Annotated in this window: 19 protein-coding genes; all 19 read right to left on the minus strand. The window is 60.4% G+C overall.

Going from position 1 to position 18992, the window contains the following annotated elements; translation table 11 throughout:
* On the minus strand, positions 1 to 247 hold a 247-nt coding region (locus HALO32_RS18175; protein WP_225810140.1), incomplete at its 3' end, for a hypothetical protein.
* A gap of 248 nt (positions 248 to 495) precedes the next feature.
* Complete coding sequence (locus HALO32_RS17635) at positions 496 to 1923, minus strand: lipopolysaccharide biosynthesis protein (protein WP_151445215.1); 1428 nt, start codon at positions 1921 to 1923, stop codon at positions 496 to 498.
* Between the two features lie 31 nt (positions 1924 to 1954).
* Entirely contained in the window at positions 1955 to 3511 is a 1557-nt protein-coding gene (locus tag HALO32_RS17640) for an aminotransferase class I/II-fold pyridoxal phosphate-dependent enzyme (protein ID WP_325063463.1), read from the minus strand.
* Positions 3498 to 3785, minus strand: a complete 288-nt coding sequence (locus HALO32_RS18035; protein ID WP_192576552.1) for a hypothetical protein — start codon at positions 3783 to 3785, stop codon at positions 3498 to 3500. The genes HALO32_RS17640 and HALO32_RS18035 overlap by 14 nt, the downstream gene beginning before the upstream one ends.
* 3 nt (positions 3786 to 3788) lie before the next feature.
* Positions 3789 to 4376 (minus strand): acyltransferase, encoded by a 588-nt coding sequence (locus tag HALO32_RS17645; RefSeq protein WP_151445216.1) that lies wholly within the window; start codon positions 4374 to 4376, stop codon positions 3789 to 3791.
* 1 nt (position 4377) lies between these two features.
* A complete protein-coding gene (locus tag HALO32_RS17650; RefSeq protein WP_151445217.1) occupies positions 4378 to 5325 on the minus strand; it encodes a Gfo/Idh/MocA family oxidoreductase in 948 nt (315 codons plus the stop codon).
* Between the two features lie 11 nt (positions 5326 to 5336).
* Positions 5337 to 6650, minus strand: coding sequence for a UDP-N-acetyl-D-glucosamine 6-dehydrogenase (wbpA, locus tag HALO32_RS17655; RefSeq protein WP_151445218.1), 1314 nt, complete (start codon positions 6648 to 6650; stop codon positions 5337 to 5339).
* A gap of 317 nt (positions 6651 to 6967) precedes the next feature.
* A complete protein-coding gene (locus tag HALO32_RS17660; RefSeq protein ID WP_151445219.1) occupies positions 6968 to 7300 on the minus strand; it encodes a DUF5615 family PIN-like protein in 333 nt (110 codons plus the stop codon).
* On the minus strand, positions 7300 to 7524 hold the full coding sequence (locus tag HALO32_RS17665; RefSeq protein WP_151445220.1) for a DUF433 domain-containing protein: 225 nt from the start codon (positions 7522 to 7524) through the stop codon (positions 7300 to 7302). The genes HALO32_RS17660 and HALO32_RS17665 overlap by 1 nt, the downstream gene beginning before the upstream one ends.
* 294 nt (positions 7525 to 7818) lie before the next feature.
* A complete protein-coding gene (locus tag HALO32_RS17670) occupies positions 7819 to 8661 on the minus strand; it encodes an RpnC/YadD family protein (RefSeq protein WP_151445221.1) in 843 nt (280 codons plus the stop codon).
* A 105-nt stretch (positions 8662 to 8766) separates the two neighbouring features.
* A complete protein-coding gene (locus tag HALO32_RS17675; RefSeq protein WP_151445222.1) occupies positions 8767 to 10176 on the minus strand; it encodes an MBL fold metallo-hydrolase RNA specificity domain-containing protein in 1410 nt (469 codons plus the stop codon).
* Positions 10177 to 10507: 331 nt separating this feature from the next.
* On the minus strand, positions 10508 to 10762 hold the full coding sequence (gene nqrM, locus HALO32_RS17680; protein ID WP_151445223.1) for a (Na+)-NQR maturation NqrM: 255 nt from the start codon (positions 10760 to 10762) through the stop codon (positions 10508 to 10510).
* A gap of 245 nt (positions 10763 to 11007) precedes the next feature.
* The gene (gene nqrF / locus HALO32_RS17685) at positions 11008 to 12240 is read right to left on the minus strand and encodes an NADH:ubiquinone reductase (Na(+)-transporting) subunit F (RefSeq protein WP_151445224.1); all 1233 of its coding nucleotides are present in this window, start codon (positions 12238 to 12240) and stop codon (positions 11008 to 11010) included.
* A gap of 72 nt (positions 12241 to 12312) precedes the next feature.
* A complete protein-coding gene (gene nqrE, locus HALO32_RS17690; RefSeq protein WP_151445225.1) occupies positions 12313 to 12930 on the minus strand; it encodes an NADH:ubiquinone reductase (Na(+)-transporting) subunit E in 618 nt (205 codons plus the stop codon).
* A 1-nt stretch (position 12931) separates the two neighbouring features.
* Complete coding sequence (locus tag HALO32_RS17695) at positions 12932 to 13600, minus strand: NADH:ubiquinone reductase (Na(+)-transporting) subunit D (RefSeq protein ID WP_151445226.1); 669 nt, start codon at positions 13598 to 13600, stop codon at positions 12932 to 12934.
* A gap of 2 nt (positions 13601 to 13602) precedes the next feature.
* The gene (locus tag HALO32_RS17700; protein WP_151445227.1) at positions 13603 to 14424 is read right to left on the minus strand and encodes a Na(+)-translocating NADH-quinone reductase subunit C; all 822 of its coding nucleotides are present in this window, start codon (positions 14422 to 14424) and stop codon (positions 13603 to 13605) included.
* Positions 14424 to 15650 carry an NADH:ubiquinone reductase (Na(+)-transporting) subunit B gene (locus HALO32_RS17705; protein ID WP_151445228.1) on the minus strand — a complete coding sequence of 409 codons (1227 nt, stop codon included), beginning with the start codon at positions 15648 to 15650 and terminating at the stop codon, positions 14424 to 14426. The genes HALO32_RS17700 and HALO32_RS17705 overlap by 1 nt, the downstream gene beginning before the upstream one ends.
* Positions 15650 to 16999 carry a Na(+)-translocating NADH-quinone reductase subunit A gene (locus tag HALO32_RS17710; protein ID WP_151445229.1) on the minus strand — a complete coding sequence of 450 codons (1350 nt, stop codon included), beginning with the start codon at positions 16997 to 16999 and terminating at the stop codon, positions 15650 to 15652. Before HALO32_RS17710 ends, HALO32_RS17705 begins: the two co-directional genes overlap by 1 nt.
* A gap of 338 nt (positions 17000 to 17337) precedes the next feature.
* Positions 17338 to 18798 carry a glyceraldehyde-3-phosphate dehydrogenase gene (locus HALO32_RS17715; RefSeq protein ID WP_151445230.1) on the minus strand — a complete coding sequence of 487 codons (1461 nt, stop codon included), beginning with the start codon at positions 18796 to 18798 and terminating at the stop codon, positions 17338 to 17340.
* Positions 18799 to 18992 lie beyond the last annotated feature (194 nt).

Consider the following 18992-nt stretch of genomic DNA (forward strand, 5'->3'; position numbering starts at 1 on the left):
CCCCATCTTTTATTTGCGCACTATGTGTTATGAAATCAAATATATTCTCTATGAATTTCTTGTCACTTAACCTTACGTTAACCCAATATTCTTTGTCTTTATTAAGATTGTCGACATTCTCAAGGGAATTATGCTCGTTGGCAGAAATTTTCTTATATTTCTCTTGCGTCAGTTTCCTGCGAACAATTTTAAAAATCTTTCTAACTAACATACTACCCACCTCATAACCTCTAATATTATTTTCCATCGAATTTTTAATAACCTATTTTCGGGGTAAGTTCTTTCGGTCATAATTATATAGCACTTATGAAATAGGGAAATCTCGCAGAACTACGATTCCAGGTATAATTTAAATTTTCCCATATAGTATATTATCATACTGCGCCCCACTTTCCCCGCGTTATTCAAGCAATTAACGACGAATTACCTTGTTATCATATTACATTTTGACAACCAACAATCCGTAAATCTGGAAAAACGAAAGCGGGATGATCTCTATGAAGGTCGAAGTTCTTTTGTCAACGCAATATAATACACAGCCGAGAAAAGTACAACCGCAACAAACATTACCTTACTTGCACCAATGTCAAAAATCTGCCCCAATCCATTCAAAATGAAAAGCAGGATAAATGCCGGCACATAGTTTTTCAAAGGCACATACCAAGAAATACCAACAACTTTGAAAGAAACAATCTGGTATATTATGTATCCAAGCACATTAAATATTGAAAACCAGACAACGGCAAGTATAAAGTCATCATATATAACACCTATTCCTATACCGAATACTCTCGCCACTAGAAGCACAGCCTGCATCAACATTCCAAGGTGCTGCTTTTCTGCCACCATGAACACTGAGCTCAGTGGTGATGTTGTAAAAGTCATTAACATCCAAAGTGAAAGCCAAGAAGCAACCTCACCGGATACTTTCCATTCTTCACCAAATATAACACTAAACAGTGATGGCCCGAACAAAATTAAGATTGCCGTAGGTGGTAGGATGCACTTTATCAGGATTTTATGGGCTTGATTCAAAGTACTGTGGAGCTCGCCACTCCGGTACTGTGCTGGCGCATCGGAGAGAAACACTTGACCAACCGCTTGTCCAACCAGCCCCATTGGCATTGCAATCAAGCGATGTGCCAGTGCATAAAAACCCGCATACCCGGCACCGAATGTAGAAGCGAATAATAAAGGAGGTAACTGCGCCCCGGCAGTGTTAAGGAATCCACCCCAGGTAGAGAATATCGGGAATTTTCGATACCGCTTTGATACGTATCCTACTCGCCTTACTGGCTGGCGGTCCCAGCTTTTTCTTCCGAAAACCTTGGTTGAAAGCGTGAGAACGCCCATCCCAGTACCCACAACATTTCCCACTAACAGGCCCAAGCCGCCCATATTAAACATGGATACCTGCGCTGCTATTGTTACTACCTGCTGGCGAATCTTGGTTTTTGCGATGATCGGGAATTCTTTCAGGCGAACCGCCCAGTACGTGAAAAGTTTGTACATGCCGGTAAAAACAATGGCAATCGGTACAAGCCAAAGATAACCAGCTAGATCTGGAGTTTCCATCGCTTCAGCGAGAGTGTCACCCCACCAATACAAACAGAGCGCCGAAATTACCGCTACCGCAAATATCAGTATCAGTGAAAGAATGGTGAGCGCCGCTGCATCGCGTTCATCCTCAGGCAACGGTATCGCTAGCTCGTATTTCAGTCCGGCCACGACCGAGAAGAGCGAGACTATGCTTACGAATACTGCAAGCATTCCGAAGCTCTCCGGGCTATATAACCTAGTGAGTATCGGTGCCGAAAGTACAGCTAAAAGCTGAGCTCCTGCGGTTCCACCAACCAGCACCGAAACGCTGCGGGCGAACCGATTATTCGGTATGAGTTGTTTTAGTCGTGAACTAGCTTTCACGTATGTATATGATTTCTATTAGTGAAATTGGTTAGAAACGGCAGGGCCCTACTACACCTTTCTGATAGTATTCAGTGAGATAGGGATGCATCGGCAACGAGATCACTTCCTGAGCCGCCTTGTCACCTTGGGGCAAGTGGGCGTCACGGTCCACGACGGCTGGCTGATGATTGAGAGGCACCGGATAATGCACCGCCGTAGGCACACCCGCCTCCTTCAGCGCGGCCTGTACCGCTTCACGGTTTTCCACGCGAATGGTGTACTGCGCCCAGGCGCTGGTGTTGTGGGGTTCTACATAAGGCGTGGTGGAGATACCCGCTTCGTTGAGCAGTTGGGTATAGCGCTCTGCTACCTGATGGCGGAGCTGTAGTTCCTCGTCGAAGATCTCCAGCTTGGGAAGCAGGATCGCGGCTTGCAACGTATCCAGGCGGCTGTTCACGCCTACGCGGATATGGTGGTAGCGCCGGTCCTGGCCGTGTCGGGCGATCTGCCGGATGATGATGGCCAGCTCGTCGTCGTTGGTGAAGATGGCGCCGCCGTCGCCGTAGCACCCCAGCGGCTTGCTGGGGAAGAAGCTGGTGGTGGCGATGGTGCTGAGGTTGCAGGACTTGCGGCCCTTGTAGGTGGCGCCGAAGCTCTGGGCGGCGTCTTCGATCACCGGGATGCCGTGCCTCTCTGCGATGGCGTTGATGGCGTCGAAATCGGCGCACTGGCCGAAGAGCGAGACGGGGATGATCGCGCGGGTTTTCGGCGTGATCGCCGCTTCCAGCTTGCTGGGGTCGAGGTTGTAGGTGCGCGGGTCGATATCCACATAGACCGGCCTGGCGCCGAGCAGGGCCACGGTTTCTGCCGTGGCGATATAGGTAAATCCGGGCGTGATCACCTCGTCGCCGGGGCCGATGCCCAGCGCCATCTGGGCGATCTGCAGGGCGTCGGTGCCGTTGGCGCAGCTGATGCAATGCTTGGCACCGGTGTAGGCGGCGAGCTTTTCTTCCAGCTCGGCCACTTCCGGGCCCAGGATGTACTTGCCGTGTCGCAACACGGCTTCCACACGGCGCTCGATTTCAGGCCGCAGGCGCCGCTGTTGGGCGGCCAAGTCGATGAAGGGGATGGGGGTGTCCGCGGGATGATGATCGCGAGCGCTGCTCGCTCCTGCAGCTTCGGTTGGCGTCAGGGTTTGCACTTCACCGAGAGTGTCGAAGGTTTTGTCCAGTGTCACCAGGATGGCGTTGTGGCCTGGCAGCGAACGGGCCGCTGCGGCGATCTGGGCGTCTTCAAAGTCTCTGGCTTGGCGGTAGACATCACCTTGTTCGAAACCCTGTGTACTCAGTACGCCGACACGCTGCAGGAGGTCGCTCATCAGCGCCTGAACATGCTGCTTGGCCCTGTCCGCGGCGATTCCGGCCCGCTTCATGCGGGTACGGGCGACATAGTCCAGTGTTGGAAGGCTGCTGGCTGATACCCAGAGTTGAATCTCACCCATCTGGGCGGCACTGAAAAGGCGTGCGGTTGCCTCGCTGCTTTCGCCGCTCAGCCAGAGGTCGACAAGGGTGCTGACATCCAGAATGTAATCTTCAGCGGCCGCCAAGGTATTTCTCTTCCAGGTGTTGGTGCCAGGTCGCCTTCGTCTCTTCGGCCGTGGGGGCGGTAGTAAGCTTTTCATAGTCCGCGCCAAGAATCGCGCGAATCTGGTCGCGGATATCACCTGAACCGGGCTGGGGTGTCTCCCCTTCTGTTTCAGCAGGTGCGCTCTCAACTTCCTCGTCGGGAATGTCGATGTGGAGCACGAAACGCTGATGTTTGAACCGAAGGTGGTCCGGAAGCTTGACCGACCCGTTATCGTAGATGGCTTCAACTTGCATGGCTTAGGCCTCCTTCTGGAGTCGTCCGCTTTTCAGTGTATAACAGGCCCCAGTGTGGGGGCAGCAGACTTCGCCGTCGCCTTCCAGTGGCAGGTCCAGCTGTTCGCCGTACTCGCTCATCCAGCCGATCTGGCGGGCCGGGACGCCGACCATCAGCGCATAGGCGGGCACGTTCTTGTTGATGACCGCTCCAGCGCCGATGAAGGCGTACTCGCCGATGGTCACGCCGCAGACGATGGTGCAGTTGGCCCCCAGGGTGGCGCCCTTCTTGACCCGGGTGTCACGGTACTCGTTCTTGCGCTCGACCAGCGACCGGGGGTTGTAGACGTTGGTGAACACCATGCTGGGGCCGCAGAAGACGCCCTCTTCCAGGTGGACGTTGTCGTACACGGAGACGTTGTTCTGGATCTTGCAGTGATCGCCGATGGTGACTTTGTTGCCGACGAAGACGCCCTGGCCCAGGGAGACGTTCTTGCCGATGCGGGCGCCGCCGCAAACGTGAACCCAGTGCCAGACGCGGGAGCCTTCGCCGATTCGGGCACCCTCGTCGACGATGGCGGTGTCGTGGATCTTGACGTTCGCGTTTTCCATATCACATCAGCCGATTGAGGAAAGGATGGCCTTCGCCCGCCGCCGGTGCCTGGGGCTGCGCTGAGCGTATGGTGTTAACGGTCTCCACGCAGTGGCGGGCATCCTCGATGCCGTAGCCGCGGCCAGCCAGAATCTCCTGGTAACTGATGGTGTGCAGGTCGGTGAAGCCGCCAGAGAACTCGATCTCCTCCCCGTCCACGGTGATGGAGCGATACGTCGACTGCTTGCCCTGCACGCTTTTCGGCAGGTCGTCGGCATCGATGGAGAGAAACCAGGGCACCCGCGCCTTCTCGTACTCCAGGTAGCCGGCAGCCTTGGCGTTGTCGGCGTGGTGCAGCACATTCTTCTGCAGCTTGCCGAAGATGAAATGCAGCATGTCGAAGAAGTGCACGCCAATGTTGGTGGCTATGCCGAAGGACTTGCGCGGGTCGCCCTTCCAACTCTCCATGTACCACTTGCCGCGTGAGGTGATGTAGGTCAACTCCACCTCGTGCTTTCCTTCGCGCCTCTCGGTCGCCACCTTGCGCTTGAGATCCAGGATGGCCTGGTGGTGGCGCAACTGGAGGATGTTGTAGATGCGCCTGCCGGTCTCCCGCTCGATCCGTGCCAGTTCGTCCAGCAGCTCGGGCGTGGGCACCAGTGGTTTCTCGCAGATAACGTCGCAGCCAAGGCGAAGCCCGGCGGCGATGTGAGCATGATGCAGGTGGTTGGGCGAGCAGACAGCGACATAGTCGAGTGCCCTTTGCGAATCGCGCTTGAGCTGCCAGGCGTGCTCCTGGAAGCGTTCGAATTCGGTGAAAAAATCGCTCTGGGGCGAGATAGAATCGATGATGCCCACCGAATCGTTGATGTCGTAGCCTACCGCCAGATGATTGCCTGTCTCCTTGATGGCCTTCATGTGTCGGGGTGCGATGTAGCCGGCGGCACCGATCAGGGCAAAATTTTTCATGGGACGTGTCTTCAGGCCTTGATGATGTGGTCGGCGGGTTCGCGGTAGGTGCCACGGCTGTCGACGATCAGGCGGGCATGCTGTTTGATCTGGGCGAAATCGAAGCGGTCATGATCGGTCGCCAGCACCACGGCATCGTAACCGGCCAGGCTTTCGGCGTTCAGATCGACGCTTGCCAGGTCAAAGTGATGCTCGCGCATCCTGGGGAATACCGGCACATGGGGGTCGCAGTAGGCCAGCTCGGCGCCCTTGGCCTGGATCAGTTCCATGATCTTTACCGCGGGCGACTCGCGCATGTCGTCGACGTTCTTCTTGTAGGCGATACCCAGCACCAACACCTTGCTCCTGCTCAGTGCCTTGCCATGACGGTTGAGGCCATCCATCAGCTTGCCGACCACGTATTCCGGCATGGCGCGGTTCACCTCACCGGAAAGCTCGATGAAGCGGGTATGCAGGCCGTACTCCCGCGCCTTCCAGGTCAGGTAGAAGGGGTCGATGGGGATGCAGTGCCCGCCGAGGCCAGGGCCGGGATAATAGGGGGTGAAACCGAAGGGCTTGGTGGCGGCGGCATCCACCACCTCGAAGATATCGATGCCCATGCGGTCGGCGACGATCTTCATCTCGTTGACCAGGCCGATGTTCACCGCGCGATGGATGTTCTCCAGCAGCTTGGTCATCTCGGCGGCCTTGGTGGAGCTGACCGGTACTACGTGATCGATGGCCTGTTCGTACAGGGCGACACCCACGTCGCGACACGCGGGAGTTTGGCCCCCCACTACCTTGGGAATGGTACGGGTCTCGAAGTCCGGGTTGCCTGGGTCTTCCCGCTCCGGCGAGTAGACCAGGAAGAGGTTCTCGCCCACCACAAGGCCGTTCTCCTGCACGCGTGGCAGCAGCTCCTCTTCCGTGGTGCCGGGGTAGGTCGTGCTCTCCAGCGATACGACCTGCCCTTCGCGAAGATAGGGCTTGAGGGCATCGGTGGTATCGGTGACGAAGCTGAGGTCCGGTTCGCGGTACTTGTTGAGCGGCGTCGGCACACAGAGGATCACGGCATCGGCATCGGCAACGCGGCTGAAGTCGGTGGTGGCGACGAAGCCGCTACGCGCTGCCTGGGCGATCCTGGCCGAGGGGATGTGCTCGATGTAGCTCTTGCCGCTATTGAGCCTATCCACCTTCTCCTGATCGATATCGATCCCCAGCACCCGGAAACCGATACTGTTGTAACGCAGCATCAAGGGCAGGCCAACATAGCCGAGGCCGACGATGCCGATCACGGCTTCCTTGCGGATAAGTTTATCGATAAGGATGGTCTTGGGATCAGGCATGGAGTCGCCGGTTGGTGGTGGTTGAGAATCTGCAGGCGCAGGAGTTTCCTGCGCTGCTCGGCGGTGAGGAGGGAATAGAGCTCTTTGAGCTGTGCAAGCATGGGGGCCCTGTAAGGCAGCGCCTAGCGCCGATAAGTATGAGAGTTGATGGATAACAATAGGCAAGCTTTGTGCCTTGATTTGAGGGCTTCGCAGAGGTCAGAAGACACCGCTTTTGGTGGATGCGCTGGCGCTTATCCCCCCCTACAAGGTCAAGAGCCAGGAAACCAAAGGTCAAGGACTCGCGCGGCAAAGCCAGCCCCCACGAAGACAAGCCCTCAGCGCACTTCGATCAGTATTTCTCCTTGATCCAGCGCCTTGACGATCTGTGGTAGCAAAGGCTCAAACCAGTGCAAGAGTTCATGGCGGCGTGTGTTGTTGATACGAAGCCATACTACGGTTGGTGACCTTTCTTCACTAGCATTCCGCCAGATGGCGAAATCTTCGTCTTTTGTCACGATTGCTGCACCATGACGTTCCGCCCAACGCCATATGACCCCATCCGAGGCCGATTCCATTTCAATATCAGCGACGTGTTCGGCATGGTGCCCCTGAGCCGTCAACCATCGTGCAAGCGCTGGTGGGAGCTGAGCATCGACGATGAAGCGCATTAGGCGACAGATAGCACGGGGTGATCGCTTTGTCGGGCCGCGTATTCCAAGACGGCTGTGATGTCCTCGTTTTCAAGGTACGGATAATCAGCCAGTATTTCTTCGCGCGTGGCACCAGCCGCTAGTAGATTCAGAATATCCTTAACGCGAATGCGCATGCCTCGGATACAAGGGCGGCCACCACACAGATCAGGGTTGACGGTAATGCGGTTCAACTCGTTCATTGTCGAACTCCTTGTTATTCATGGTCCCCTCGGGCTGCAGTCTCGGCGAAGGATGCCGCTGTCCTTTGGTGGATGCGCTGGCGCTTATCCCCCCTACAAGGTCAAGAGCCAGGAAACCAAAGGTCAAGGACTCGCGCGGCAGAGGCGAGGCGTTGAACCGCGCCCTCCCACGAAGGGCAAAATCAAACCCTCGCCCGTTGAAGTCGAAGCGTCGAACCGAGCCTCCCACGAAAATCGAAGGTCAAAAGCTCTTCAAGCGGAGCCTGGGCGTGCCATGGGTTGGCGGTGTGGTGCTTATTGCTCGGTGAACAGGGCGTCGAGACTGTCGGCGGTGAGGATCCTGGCAACCCAGGCGTCCAGCTGTTCGTCGCTGGCCTGTGCCAGTTGCTCGTCGGCCCAGGCGGGAAGCTCCCCGAATTTCATCTCGATCTGTTTGCGCAGGGTGCCTTCCACGCCTTCGTGGCGGCCTTCCTGGCGGCCCTCCTGGCGGCCTTGCTGCATGCCTTCGGTACGTAAACGTTCGGCCAGTCCGGTCATAACGGTACTCTCCTGCGGGTGTCGGGATTCGTACAACTGCCGTTCAGCATCAGTTAACCCCGTGTAGATATCGATCTTCTGCTCCGGCGTCCATTGCATGTTGGGGAGGTTCAGGCGGGCCACCAGGTTGTCGCTATCCAGGTAACGTTCTGCCGGGGTCGCGGCCAGCACACAGGCCAAGTAGTCGAAAGCCAAATAGTGGTGCCATTCGCTGCCCAGTGCCAGCTGGCGGGGTATCTCCGGGTAGTCATGTAGAAAGATCACCACCGGCACCACTCGCTCAGTGGACAACAGCTCGGCCAGGTCGAGGCAGTAGTGAGCCAGGCGATGGATCGAGAAGCGCTGCGGGTTCGTCTCCTCCTCGAGCACGAACAGCAGGGCTTCGCGACGGCCGTCCGGCCATTCCACCAGCAGCGGCACATCCAGTTCACGAAAACGCTCGCCGAGACGCTCCTTGAGCTGTTCCTGGCGCAGCGGGGTGATACTCACGCCGGCATCGATATCTCCTGCCTCGTCCGCGGCGAAGAAGGCCAGCGCCTCATGGGGATAGTCGAGGATCAGGTTCTTGAAGTTCTGGTCGTGGCTGACTGGTCGTACCATGAGGTCTCCATACCTGGGCCGATTTAGCGGCTTGTCTCCCTGTCCTGTGTGGCCTGACACCGCTAGCGCCAAGGGAGACACCGCTTTTGGCGGGAGCGCTAGCGCTTATCCTCCCGACAAGACCCAGACAGCATGATTCGAGGCGCTGGCCCAGGCGTGGATCTCGGCCGCGAGGGCCTGCTTGGCGTCGCGGTCGCCGTGGACGAGGCGGATCTCCCGGGGCGGCTGGCGCATGCGCTTGATGAAGTTGAGCAGGTCGCGCTGATCGGCGTGGGCGGAGTAGCCGCCGATGGTGTCGATGCGGGCGCGGATGTCGATGCGCTCGCCGTCGAGTTCCACCCAGCCGCCGCGGGGCCCAAAGCGCTGGATGTCGCGCCCCGGGGTGCCGGCCCCCTGGTAGCCGATGAATAGCACGTCGTGGCGCGGATCATTGAGCATACGCTTGAGGTAGTTGACCACCCGGCCGCCGGCGCACATGCCGCTGGCAGCGATCACCACCGCGGGGCGATGATGGGTGGCCAGGTAGTCGACGGTCTGCTGGTGTTCCGCGTGGCTGTCCACGGTGTAGAGGTTGTCGAAGGCCAGCGGATGGCGGCCTTCCCCTGCCCTGCTCCGGGCCTCGGCGTCCCACCACGGCTTGAGCTCGCGGTAGACGGCGGTAAAGCGCGCGGCGAGCGGGGAATCGACGATGATCTCCAGATCGCGCCAGCATTCACTATCGGCGGCGTGGATAAGTTCCTCGAGCTCGTAGAGCAGCTCCTGGGTGCGGCCGATGCTGAAGGCCGGCACGATCACCGTGCCGCCATTGGCCAGCGCCCGGTCAATGGCGGCCTTGAGCCGCGCCTGGCGGGTGGTGCGGTCCTCGTGTTCGCGGTCGCCGTAGGTGCTTTCCAGTACCAGCACGTCGGCCCGCTCCGGTGACTCGGGCGCCGGCAGCAGCGGCGAATGGGGCGCGCCCAGGTCGCCGCTAAATATGGTGCGCTGTGCCTGGCCACTCGGGTGATCAAGGCTATCCACCTCGACATAGGCCGAGCCGAGGATATGCCCGGCGCGCTGCAGGCGCACGCGTACCCGGTGGCGGTCGTCGTCGACCAGGGTGTGCCACTGCCGGTAGTCCAGCGGCACCAGGCGCTCGTCAACTTCAGCGAGGAAGCGCTCGATCAGGGCCCGGTCGCGGGTAAAGCCGATCTTCAGGGCGTCCTCGATGACCAGCGGCAGCAGGCGCGCGGAGGGTACCGAACAGAGAATCGGCCCCGCGAAGCCCGCGGCCAGCAGGTAGGGCAGCCGGCCGATATGATCGATGTGCACATGGGTGACGATCAGCGCAAGGAGATCGTCCACCGGGAAGGTCACGCGGTGCTGCTCGAGGGTGCTAAGAGATGTGTCGGCGTCCTCGCCCTGGAAGAGGCCGCAGTCCACCAGCAGCGTGCGATCCGCGCTGATCTGCAGGCGATGGCAGCTGCCGGTGACGCCGGCATCGCCGCCGTGGTGGCTGATAACGGGAAGTGGGCTCATGGTATGAGACGCTCAGTCGCTCGGTCTTGTCCTTCCGTCGCCTGTTGGTGTCATCGGTCCAGGCGGGCGGCAATGCGTGCCAGCGGTGCATTCTGGCTCATTCTCACCCGTTCCCCGGGTGCCCTGACACGCTACCGCCCCGGGATTATTCGGGCGCATTCCCCTGCCCTGCAGTCATGTTTCCCAGTGTAACGGCCCGGGCCACCATCCAAAAAGCAAAAGTCGCCGGAAATCAAAACGAAATCCAGGGCGATGATGCCCTGGAAACGGTATAGGGGGTAAGAGTGCCTGCTGATGGAGTCGCTGTCGCTCGTCCATCCTGGCGGCTGGCCTAGCGCCGGGTAGCGTCGTAGCCGAGGTCGGCGCCGCGGCTTTCGTCGCTGCGGCGGCGGGCGCTGATCTGCTTGAGGTTCTCTTCCTCGCAGACCTCGTCCTTGCCGCCGCAGACGTCGCAGCCCTCCTTCATGCCCAGGCGGTTGAGGCCGCCGCAGGTGCCGGCGATGGGCTTGCGACCCATGATCACGCCCACCGCCATGGCGGCCATGATCAGCAGAAAGAAGGCAAATACCAACAGGTAGGTTGTCATTGCAACGCTCCTCGAGAGTGGAAAACAGTCGGCCATCCTACCCTTAAGACAACACGGGACGGTGAGGGGTCCATGCTCATCTGATGCCTGAGATGACGCCCGGTGCGCTGGCGCTTACCGGGCCTACAGGGGGGTGGGTGGCCAACCGGTGTCGTGCGGTCAACTATCACGCCAGTCTGTGAAGAACCAAACCTGAGGGGCCGGCCTTGTGGCCGGCCCCGGGGTACGTCCTGGTGGGATCGAGATCAGCCGCCGAAGTCGTCCAGCAGGATATTCTCGGGCTCCACGCCCAGATCGATCAACAGCTTGATACAGGAGGCATTCATCATGGGCGGCCCGCACATGTAGTACTCGCAGTCCTCGGGGGCCGGGTGGTCCTTGAGGTACTTCTCGTACAGGACGTTGTGGATGAAGCCGGTCGGCCCTTCCCAGTTGTCCTCCGGCTGCGGGTCGGAGAGCGCCAGGTGCCACTCGAAGTTGGGGAACTCCTCGGCCAGCTGGTCGTACTCTTCGTTGTAGAAGGTCTCGCGCCAGGAGCGCGCGCCGTACCAGAACGTGATCTTGCGATCGGTCTTGAGCCGCTTGAGCTGATCGAAGATATGGCTGCGCATCGGCGCCATGCCGGCACCACCGCCGATGAAGATCATCTCGGCGTCGGTGTCCTTGGCGAAGAACTCGCCGAAGGGCCCCATCACGGTCACCTTGTCACCCGGCTTCAGACTGAAGACATAGGTGGACATCAGCCCCGGCGGATGGTCGGTGTTGGGCGGCGGCGTAGCGATACGGATGTTGAACTTGAGGATGCCCTTCTCGTCCGGATAGTTCGCCATGGAGTAGGCGCGAATGACCTCCTCGTTGTTCTTGTGGGAGATGTCGAACAGGCCGAACTTCTCCCAATCGCCCCGATACTCCTCCTCGATATCGAAATCCTTGAAGGAGATATCATAGGGCGGCGCCACCAGCTGCACATAGCCGCCGGCACGGAAGGCCACTTCCTCGCCCTCGGGCAGCCTGAGGTTGAGCTCCTTGATGAAGGTGGCAACGTTGGGGTTATCGATGACCTCGCATTCCCACTGCTTGACACCGAAGACCTCTTCCGGCACCTCGATCTTCATGTCCTGCTTCACGGGCACCTGGCAGGAGAGGCGCCAGCCATCCTTCTTCTCGCGCAGGGTGAAGTGCTGCTCCTCGGTGGGCAGGATGGCACCGCCGCCCTCCTCCACGCGGCACTTGCACTGGGCGCAGGAGCCGCCGCCACCGCAAGCGGAGGAGAGAAAGATGCCGTTGGCCGCCAGCGTATTGAGCAGCTTGCCACCGGCCTGGGTGGTGAGGGTGTGGTCGGGGTCCTCGTTGACCTCGATGGTCACATCCCCGGTGCTGACGAGCCTGCTGCGGGCAGCCAGAATCACCAGAACCAGGCCGATGACGACCACGGTGAACATGACCACACCGAGCAAGATGAGTGTTATATCAACCATGACGGTTTCCTATTGCTTGACGTTGCCTGGACCCCGGCGACCCATACGGCCGCCGGGAGAGCACGACCTGACTCAGAGCTGGATGCCGGAGAAGGACATGAAGCCCAGCGACATCAGCCCCACGGTGATGAAGGTGATGCCCAGCCCCTGGAGGGAGTCGGGAACGTCGCTGTACTTGAGCTTCTCGCGAATGCCGGCCAGGGCCGTGATGGCCAGCGCCCAGCCGGTACCGGCGCCCAGGCCGTAGACCACGGACTCGCCGAAGTTGTAGTTACGCTCGACCATGAACAGCACGCCACCCAGGATGGCGCAGTTCACGGTAATCAGCGGCAGGAACACGCCCAGCGCGTTGTAGAGCACGGGCACGTACTTGTCGAGGAACATCTCCATGATCTGCACCAGGGCGGCAATGACGCCGATATAGGAGAGCAGACCCAGGAAGGAGAGATCGATGTTCTCGGCACCGCTGATCCCGGTCCAGGTCAGGGCGCCTTCCTGCAGCAGGAGGCTATAGACCAGGTTGTTGACCGGCACGGTCACGCCCAGCACCACGATGACCGCGATGCCCAGGCCGAAGGCCGAGGAGACCTTCTTGGACACCGCCAGGAAGGTACACATGCCCAGGAAGAAGGCCAGGGCCATGTTCTCGACGAAGACCGAGGCGACGAACAGGCTGATATAATGTTCCATGTTACACGGCCTCCTTCGGCTGGGTATTGGCCTTCATCTTGAATTCGTTCTCCTCGACCTGCCCCGGGTCCATGGCGCGCAGCACCCAGATGATCAGGCCGATGATGAAGAACGCCGAGGGCGGCAGCAGCAGCAGGCCGTTGGGCACGTACCAGCCGCCGTCCTGCACGGGCTGCAGCACGGTGAAGCCGAACACGCTGCCGGCACCCAGCAGCTCGCGGAAGAAGCCCACCGTCATCAGGATGAAGCCATAGCCGATACCGTTGCCGATGCCGTCCAGGAAGGACATTCCCGGGGTATTGGTCATGGCGAAGCCTTCGGCACGCCCCATCACGATGCAGTTGGTGATGATCAGGCCAACGAACACCGACAGCTGCTTGGACATCTCGTAGGCGTAGGCCTTGAGGATCTGGTCCACCACGATGACCAGTGAGGCGATGATGGTCATCTGCACGATGATGCGGATGGACGACGGAATATGGTGACGGATCAGCGACACGAACAGATTCGAGAAGGCCGTCACGAAGATGACCGCCAGCGTCATCACCAGCGAGACGCTCATGCTGGTGGTCACCGCCAGGGCCGAGCAGATACCCAGTATCTGCAGGGCGATGGGGTTGTTCTTGAAGATCGGCGTCGTCAGGACGCTCTTTGCGTTCGCAGCAGACATGATCAGGCTCCTCCACTACTTTCGAGTTCGACGTTGGCGTCCTGCGCTTCGGCCCGGTCGATCCCCTCGCGGAACCGCGCCAGGTAGTCACCGAAGCCTTCGGGGCTCAGCCAGAACTGCAGCATATTGGTCACGCCGTTGCTGGTCAGGGTGGCACCGGAGAGCGCATCGACCTCGGTCTCGCCACTGGCACCGCCCTTGACCAGGGCGATGGCGGGGGCGAGCTCGCCTTCCTCGTCGAAGATCTCCTTGCCTTCCCACTGGGCCTGCCAGCGCGGGTTGTTGACCTCGCCGCCCAGACCGGGCGTTTCGGCATGCTCGTAGTAGGTGATGCCAACGATGGTGTTGCCATCGCCCTCCACGGAGAGGAAGCCGCGCATCAGCCCCCACAGCCCCTGGCCGCGAATCGGCAGGATGATCTGCTCGGGGTCGTCCGGATCGCCCACCAGGTAGACGGTACTGTAGTTCTCCTGGCGAGTCAGGCCGGCGATGTCCTTCTCCCCCGAGAGGGTGCGAGAGGCCGCCGGGTCACGACGCGCCTGGAAGCCCTCATAGGTCGAGGGGTCGAACTCGTCGGTGTACTCCCCGCTGCGCAGGTCCACCACCCGCGGCGTGATCTCGGACTCGAAGGTCTCGTTCACGTCCATGCCGGACTCGTAGAGTTGCGCCACCTCGAGAATGTTGGTCTTGCGATCCAGTTCCTGGTTGAACTGCTGCTTCGAACGCAGGGCCACCGCCGCGGTGGAGACGATGATCGAACACACGATGCAAAGTGCGAACGCCACCGTCAGGATCTTCTTGATGGAGTTGTTGCTCTGTGCCATCAGGCAGTCTCCTCGGCCGGCACACCGGTGCGCTGCATGCGGCGCTTGATGTTGGCCTGAACAAAGATGTAGTCGATCAGCGGCGCGAACAGGTTGGCGAAGAGGATCGCCAGCATGATGCCTTCGGGGAACGCCGGGTTGACGACACGGATCAGCACCGTCATGACGCCGATGAGCGCGCCGAAGATCAGGCGCCCCTGATTGGTCATCGAGGCGGACACCGGGTCGGTCGCCATGAACACCATGCCGAAGGCGAAGCCGCCCACCACCAGGTGCCAGTACCAGGGCATGGCGAACATCGGGTTGGTGTCGGAGCCGATCAGATTCAAGAGCGCGCTCATGGCGACCATGCCGAGGAAGACCCCGAGCACGATTCGCCAGGAGGCGATCTTGGTCCACAGCAGCACGACGAGGCCAATCAGGATCGCCAGGGTCGAGGTTTCCCCCACGGAGCCCGGCACGAAGCCGAGGAAGGCGTCCCACCAGCTCCACTGGCTGGAGACGGCCGCCATGCCATCCTGGAAGGCAACGGAGAGCGCGGTCGCGCCGCTGTAGCCGTCGGCCGCCACCCAGATCGCGTCACCGGAAATCTGCGCCGGATAGGCGAAATAGAGGAAGGCGCGGCCGGTCAGCGCCGGGTTGAGGAAGTTCTTCCCGGTACCGCCGAAGATCTCCTTGCCGATCACCACGCCGAAGGTGATGCCCAGGGCCACCTGCCACAGCGGAATGGTGGCGGGCAGGATCAGGGCGTAGAGGATGGAGGTGACGAAGAAGCCTTCGTTGACCTCGTGGCCACGCTTGATGGCGAACAGCACCTCCCAGAAGCCCCCGACGACGAAGGTCACCAGGTAGATGGGCAGGAAATAGGTGGCGCCCAGCACCAGATTGGCCCACAGGCTGCCCGGGTCATGGCCGCCGGCCAGCGTCATCATGATCGCTTCGCGCCAGGTGCCCATGGAGGTGAAGCCTTCGGCGATGGCCGAGTTGGCCATCCAGCCGGCGTTCCACATGCCGAAGAACATCGCCGGGAAGGTACACAGCCAGACGGTGATCATGATGCGCTTGAGGTCGACACCGTCACGCACATGGGCCGTGGTCTTGGCCACATCGGGTGGCGCATAGAAGATGGTGTCCACCGCCTCGAAGAGGGGATAGAACTTCTCGTACTTCCCCCCCTTGTGGAAGTGGGGTTCGAGATTGTCGAGTGTCTGTCGAATAGCCATCATCAGGCCTCTTTCTCGATCATGGTGAGGTTGTCGCGCAGGATGGGACCGTACTCGTACTTGCCGGGGCACACATAGGTGCAGAGTGCCAGGTCCTCTTCATCCAGCTCCAGGCAGCCAAGCTGCATCGCCGTCTCGATATCGCCGACGATCAGTGAGCGCAGCAGCTGGGTGGGCAGGATATCCAGCGGCATCACTTCCTCGTACATGCCCACCGGCACCATGGCGCGCTCGGAGCCGTTGGTCGAGGTGGTCGGCGCATAGTGGTTCAGGCCGGTGATCTTCGACAGGTAGATGCCCATCACCGAGTGGCGGTTCTTGCCGGGCGATATCCACCCCATGAAGACACGCTTGTTGCCCTCCTCGAGCAGGCTCACCTGATGATGGAAACGGCCCAGATAGCGCAGGCTGCCTTCGCAGGTAGCGCCGGCGAACACCGAGCCGGAGATGACGCGGGTGCCGTCGGGATCGATGACCTCGCCGTCGAGCAGCTCGTCGGTGCTGGCCCCGATGCGGGTACGCAGCAGGCGCGGGTTCTCGGCGCGCGGGCCGCCCACGGCGATCACGCGCTGAACGTCCAGCTTGCCCTCGGCGAAGAACTTGCCGAAGGCGATGACATCCTGGTAGCCGATGTGCCAGACCCGCTTGTGCAGCGCCACGGGCGACAGATGATGGATGTGGGTGCCCACCAGGCCGGCGGGGTGCGGACCGTCGAAGGTCTCGTGCTGGACGCCCTTGACGTCGGTACCCGGCACACGCGCATCCGGCGCCGTGCAGAGGTAGACCTGGCCCTCGGTCAGCCGAGCCAGCACCTTGAGCCCATCCTCGAAGGCCTCGGCCTGCTCGTTGATGATGCCGACGGGATCCGCGGCCAACGGATGCGTATCGATGGCCGTGACGAAGATATCGGTCGGCGAGCTATCGATGGCCGGGCTGCGCGAGTAGGGCCGGGTGCGCAGCGCGGTCCACAGCCCCGACTCGACCAGCTGATCGACGACGGCCTGGCGCTCGAGGCCTTCGAGCTTGTCGCGACCGTGTGCCTTGAACTCGACCGCCTCCTCCGTCTCGTCGACCTTGATAACCACCGAGAGCAGCTTGCGCTTCTCGCCACGGTTGATAGCGACGACCTCGCCGGCCGCCGGCGCCGTGAAGCGCACCCCGTCGATCTTCTTGTCGGTGAAGAGCAGTTGGCCCAGCTTGACCTTGTCCCCCTCACTGACCTCCATGGTCGGCTTCATCCCGACATAGTCGGTGCCCAGGACGGCCACATGGCGCACCGGTCGCGCATCCTCGATATGCGCCTCCGGTGTCCCCGCGATGGGGAGATCCAGGCCTTTCTTGACTTCGATCATAGTCTCGCCCAGTTGATGGATCGGATAGCTGAAGAAAGGGTTCGAATGGATTCGAATTCTTCTGTATTCAGTACGTTACCAGTCAGGCCCGAGACATGCTCGAACCACCCCGAAAAATCTATCGTATTATAAAGAGAAGCGTGAAAGATGACCACCTGCCCTATGGTCGCAACTGAGGGCGGTTGCGTGACAAGGGTAAAAGTGTCTCGGGGAGATGCCAAGGGCAAGCGGTCAAGGGGGCAAGGGGTCAAGGGGTCAAGGGGCAAGCGGTCAAGGAAAGGAAACAAGGAGGCTCCTCCCCTTGCTTCCTTGCTTCCTTGCTTCCTTGCCCCTGACCTTCAGCCCTTGGCGCGGGGCAGCTTGAGGAAGTGCACGTTGGAAACGTGTTGCAGGATGCGGATCACCTGGCAGCTGTAGCCGAACTCGTTGTCGTACCAGACATAGACCACGGCATTCTTGCCGTTGGCGATGGTCGCCTTGGCGTCGACGATGCCGGCATGGCGGTTGCCGACGAAGTCGGTGGAGACCACCTCGGGTGAGTCGACGTAGTCGATCTGCTTCTGGTAGGGCGAGTCCAGCGACATGCGACGCAGGAAGTCATTGAGCGCCTCGGCGTCGGTTTCCCGCTCCAGACGCAGGTTGAGGATCGCCATGGAGACGTTGGGCGTCGGTACCCGAATGGCGTTGCCGGTGAGCTTGCCCTCGAACTCCGGCAGCGCCTTGGCCACCGCCTTGGCGGCGCCGGTCTCGGTGAGCACCATGTTGAGCGGGGCGCTGCGGCCGCGGCGGTCGCCCTTGTGGTAGTTGTCGATCAGGTTCTGGTCGTTGGTGTAGGAGTGCACGGTCTCGACGTGGCCGTGCTCGACGCCGAACTCGTCGTTGAGCACCTTGAGCACCGGCACGATGGCATTGGTGGTACACGAGGCCGCGGAGAGGATGCGATCCTGATCGCCGATGTCCTGATGATTGATGCCGTAGACGATATTGGCGATATTGCCCTTGCCCGGGGCGGTGAGGATCGCCTTGGCCACGCCCTGGCACTGGAGATGCTGACCGAGGCCCTCCTCGTCGCGCCAGATGCCGGTGTTGTCGACCACCACGGCGTTATCGATGCCGTAATCGGTGTAATCGATCTCGGCGGGCGAGTCGGCGTAGATCACCCGGATGACGTTGCCGTTGGCGGTGATGGTGCGCGCCTCGGCATCCACGCTGATGGTGCCGTTGAAGGGGCCGTGCACCGAATCGCGACGCAGCAGGCTGGCGCGCTTCTCCAGGTCCTTGGCGATGTTGCCCCGGCCACGCACCACGATGGCCCGCAGGCGCAGCAGGTTGCCGCCACCGGCCTTCTCGATCAGCACCCGCGCCAGGATCCGGCCGATGCGGCCGAAACCGTAGAGCACCACGTCCTTGGGCTGACCGTTGTGGCCGGCGACATCGTGGGCATCGACGATCTCGGCCAGCTCGTCGCGCAGGAAGGTCACCGGGTCGCGGCCCTGCGCCTTGAAGGCCACCCCGAGCTTGCCCACGTCGACATGGGCCGGGCCCAGATTGAGCTCGGTCATCGCCTTGACCAGCGGAAAGGTGTCCTGGACGGAGAGTTCGGTTCCCTCGACCTTGCGCACGTAGCGGTGATCCTTGAGGATGCGGATCACGCTACGGTTGAACAGCGACCGCCCGAACATGGTCACGACCACGTTGTTGTGACGGTAGAGGCTGCCGATCATCGGGATCATCTGCTCGGCGATCGCCTGGTTGTCGTGCCATTCCTGGAAGACGGTATCGAGGGCTTGCTGACTCACGGGTGACCTCTACTGGGTGGGAACAGGGGGTGAAATTACCTGGGTATTATCCGGGGCGCCACCTGTCGGGGCAATTGCAGGATGGTCGCACCCGCTGTAGGCGATTTACAGAAACCTGTCGCAGACTACAGGCCGGCCGCGAGGCTGGTATCATGGCGCGTCTCCGCACGCCGTTCACGACCACGGTTGGGTAA

It is taken from the genome of Halomonas lysinitropha (assembly GCF_902500215.1).
Taxonomy (GTDB): Bacteria; Pseudomonadota; Gammaproteobacteria; order Pseudomonadales; family Halomonadaceae; genus Halomonas; species Halomonas lysinitropha.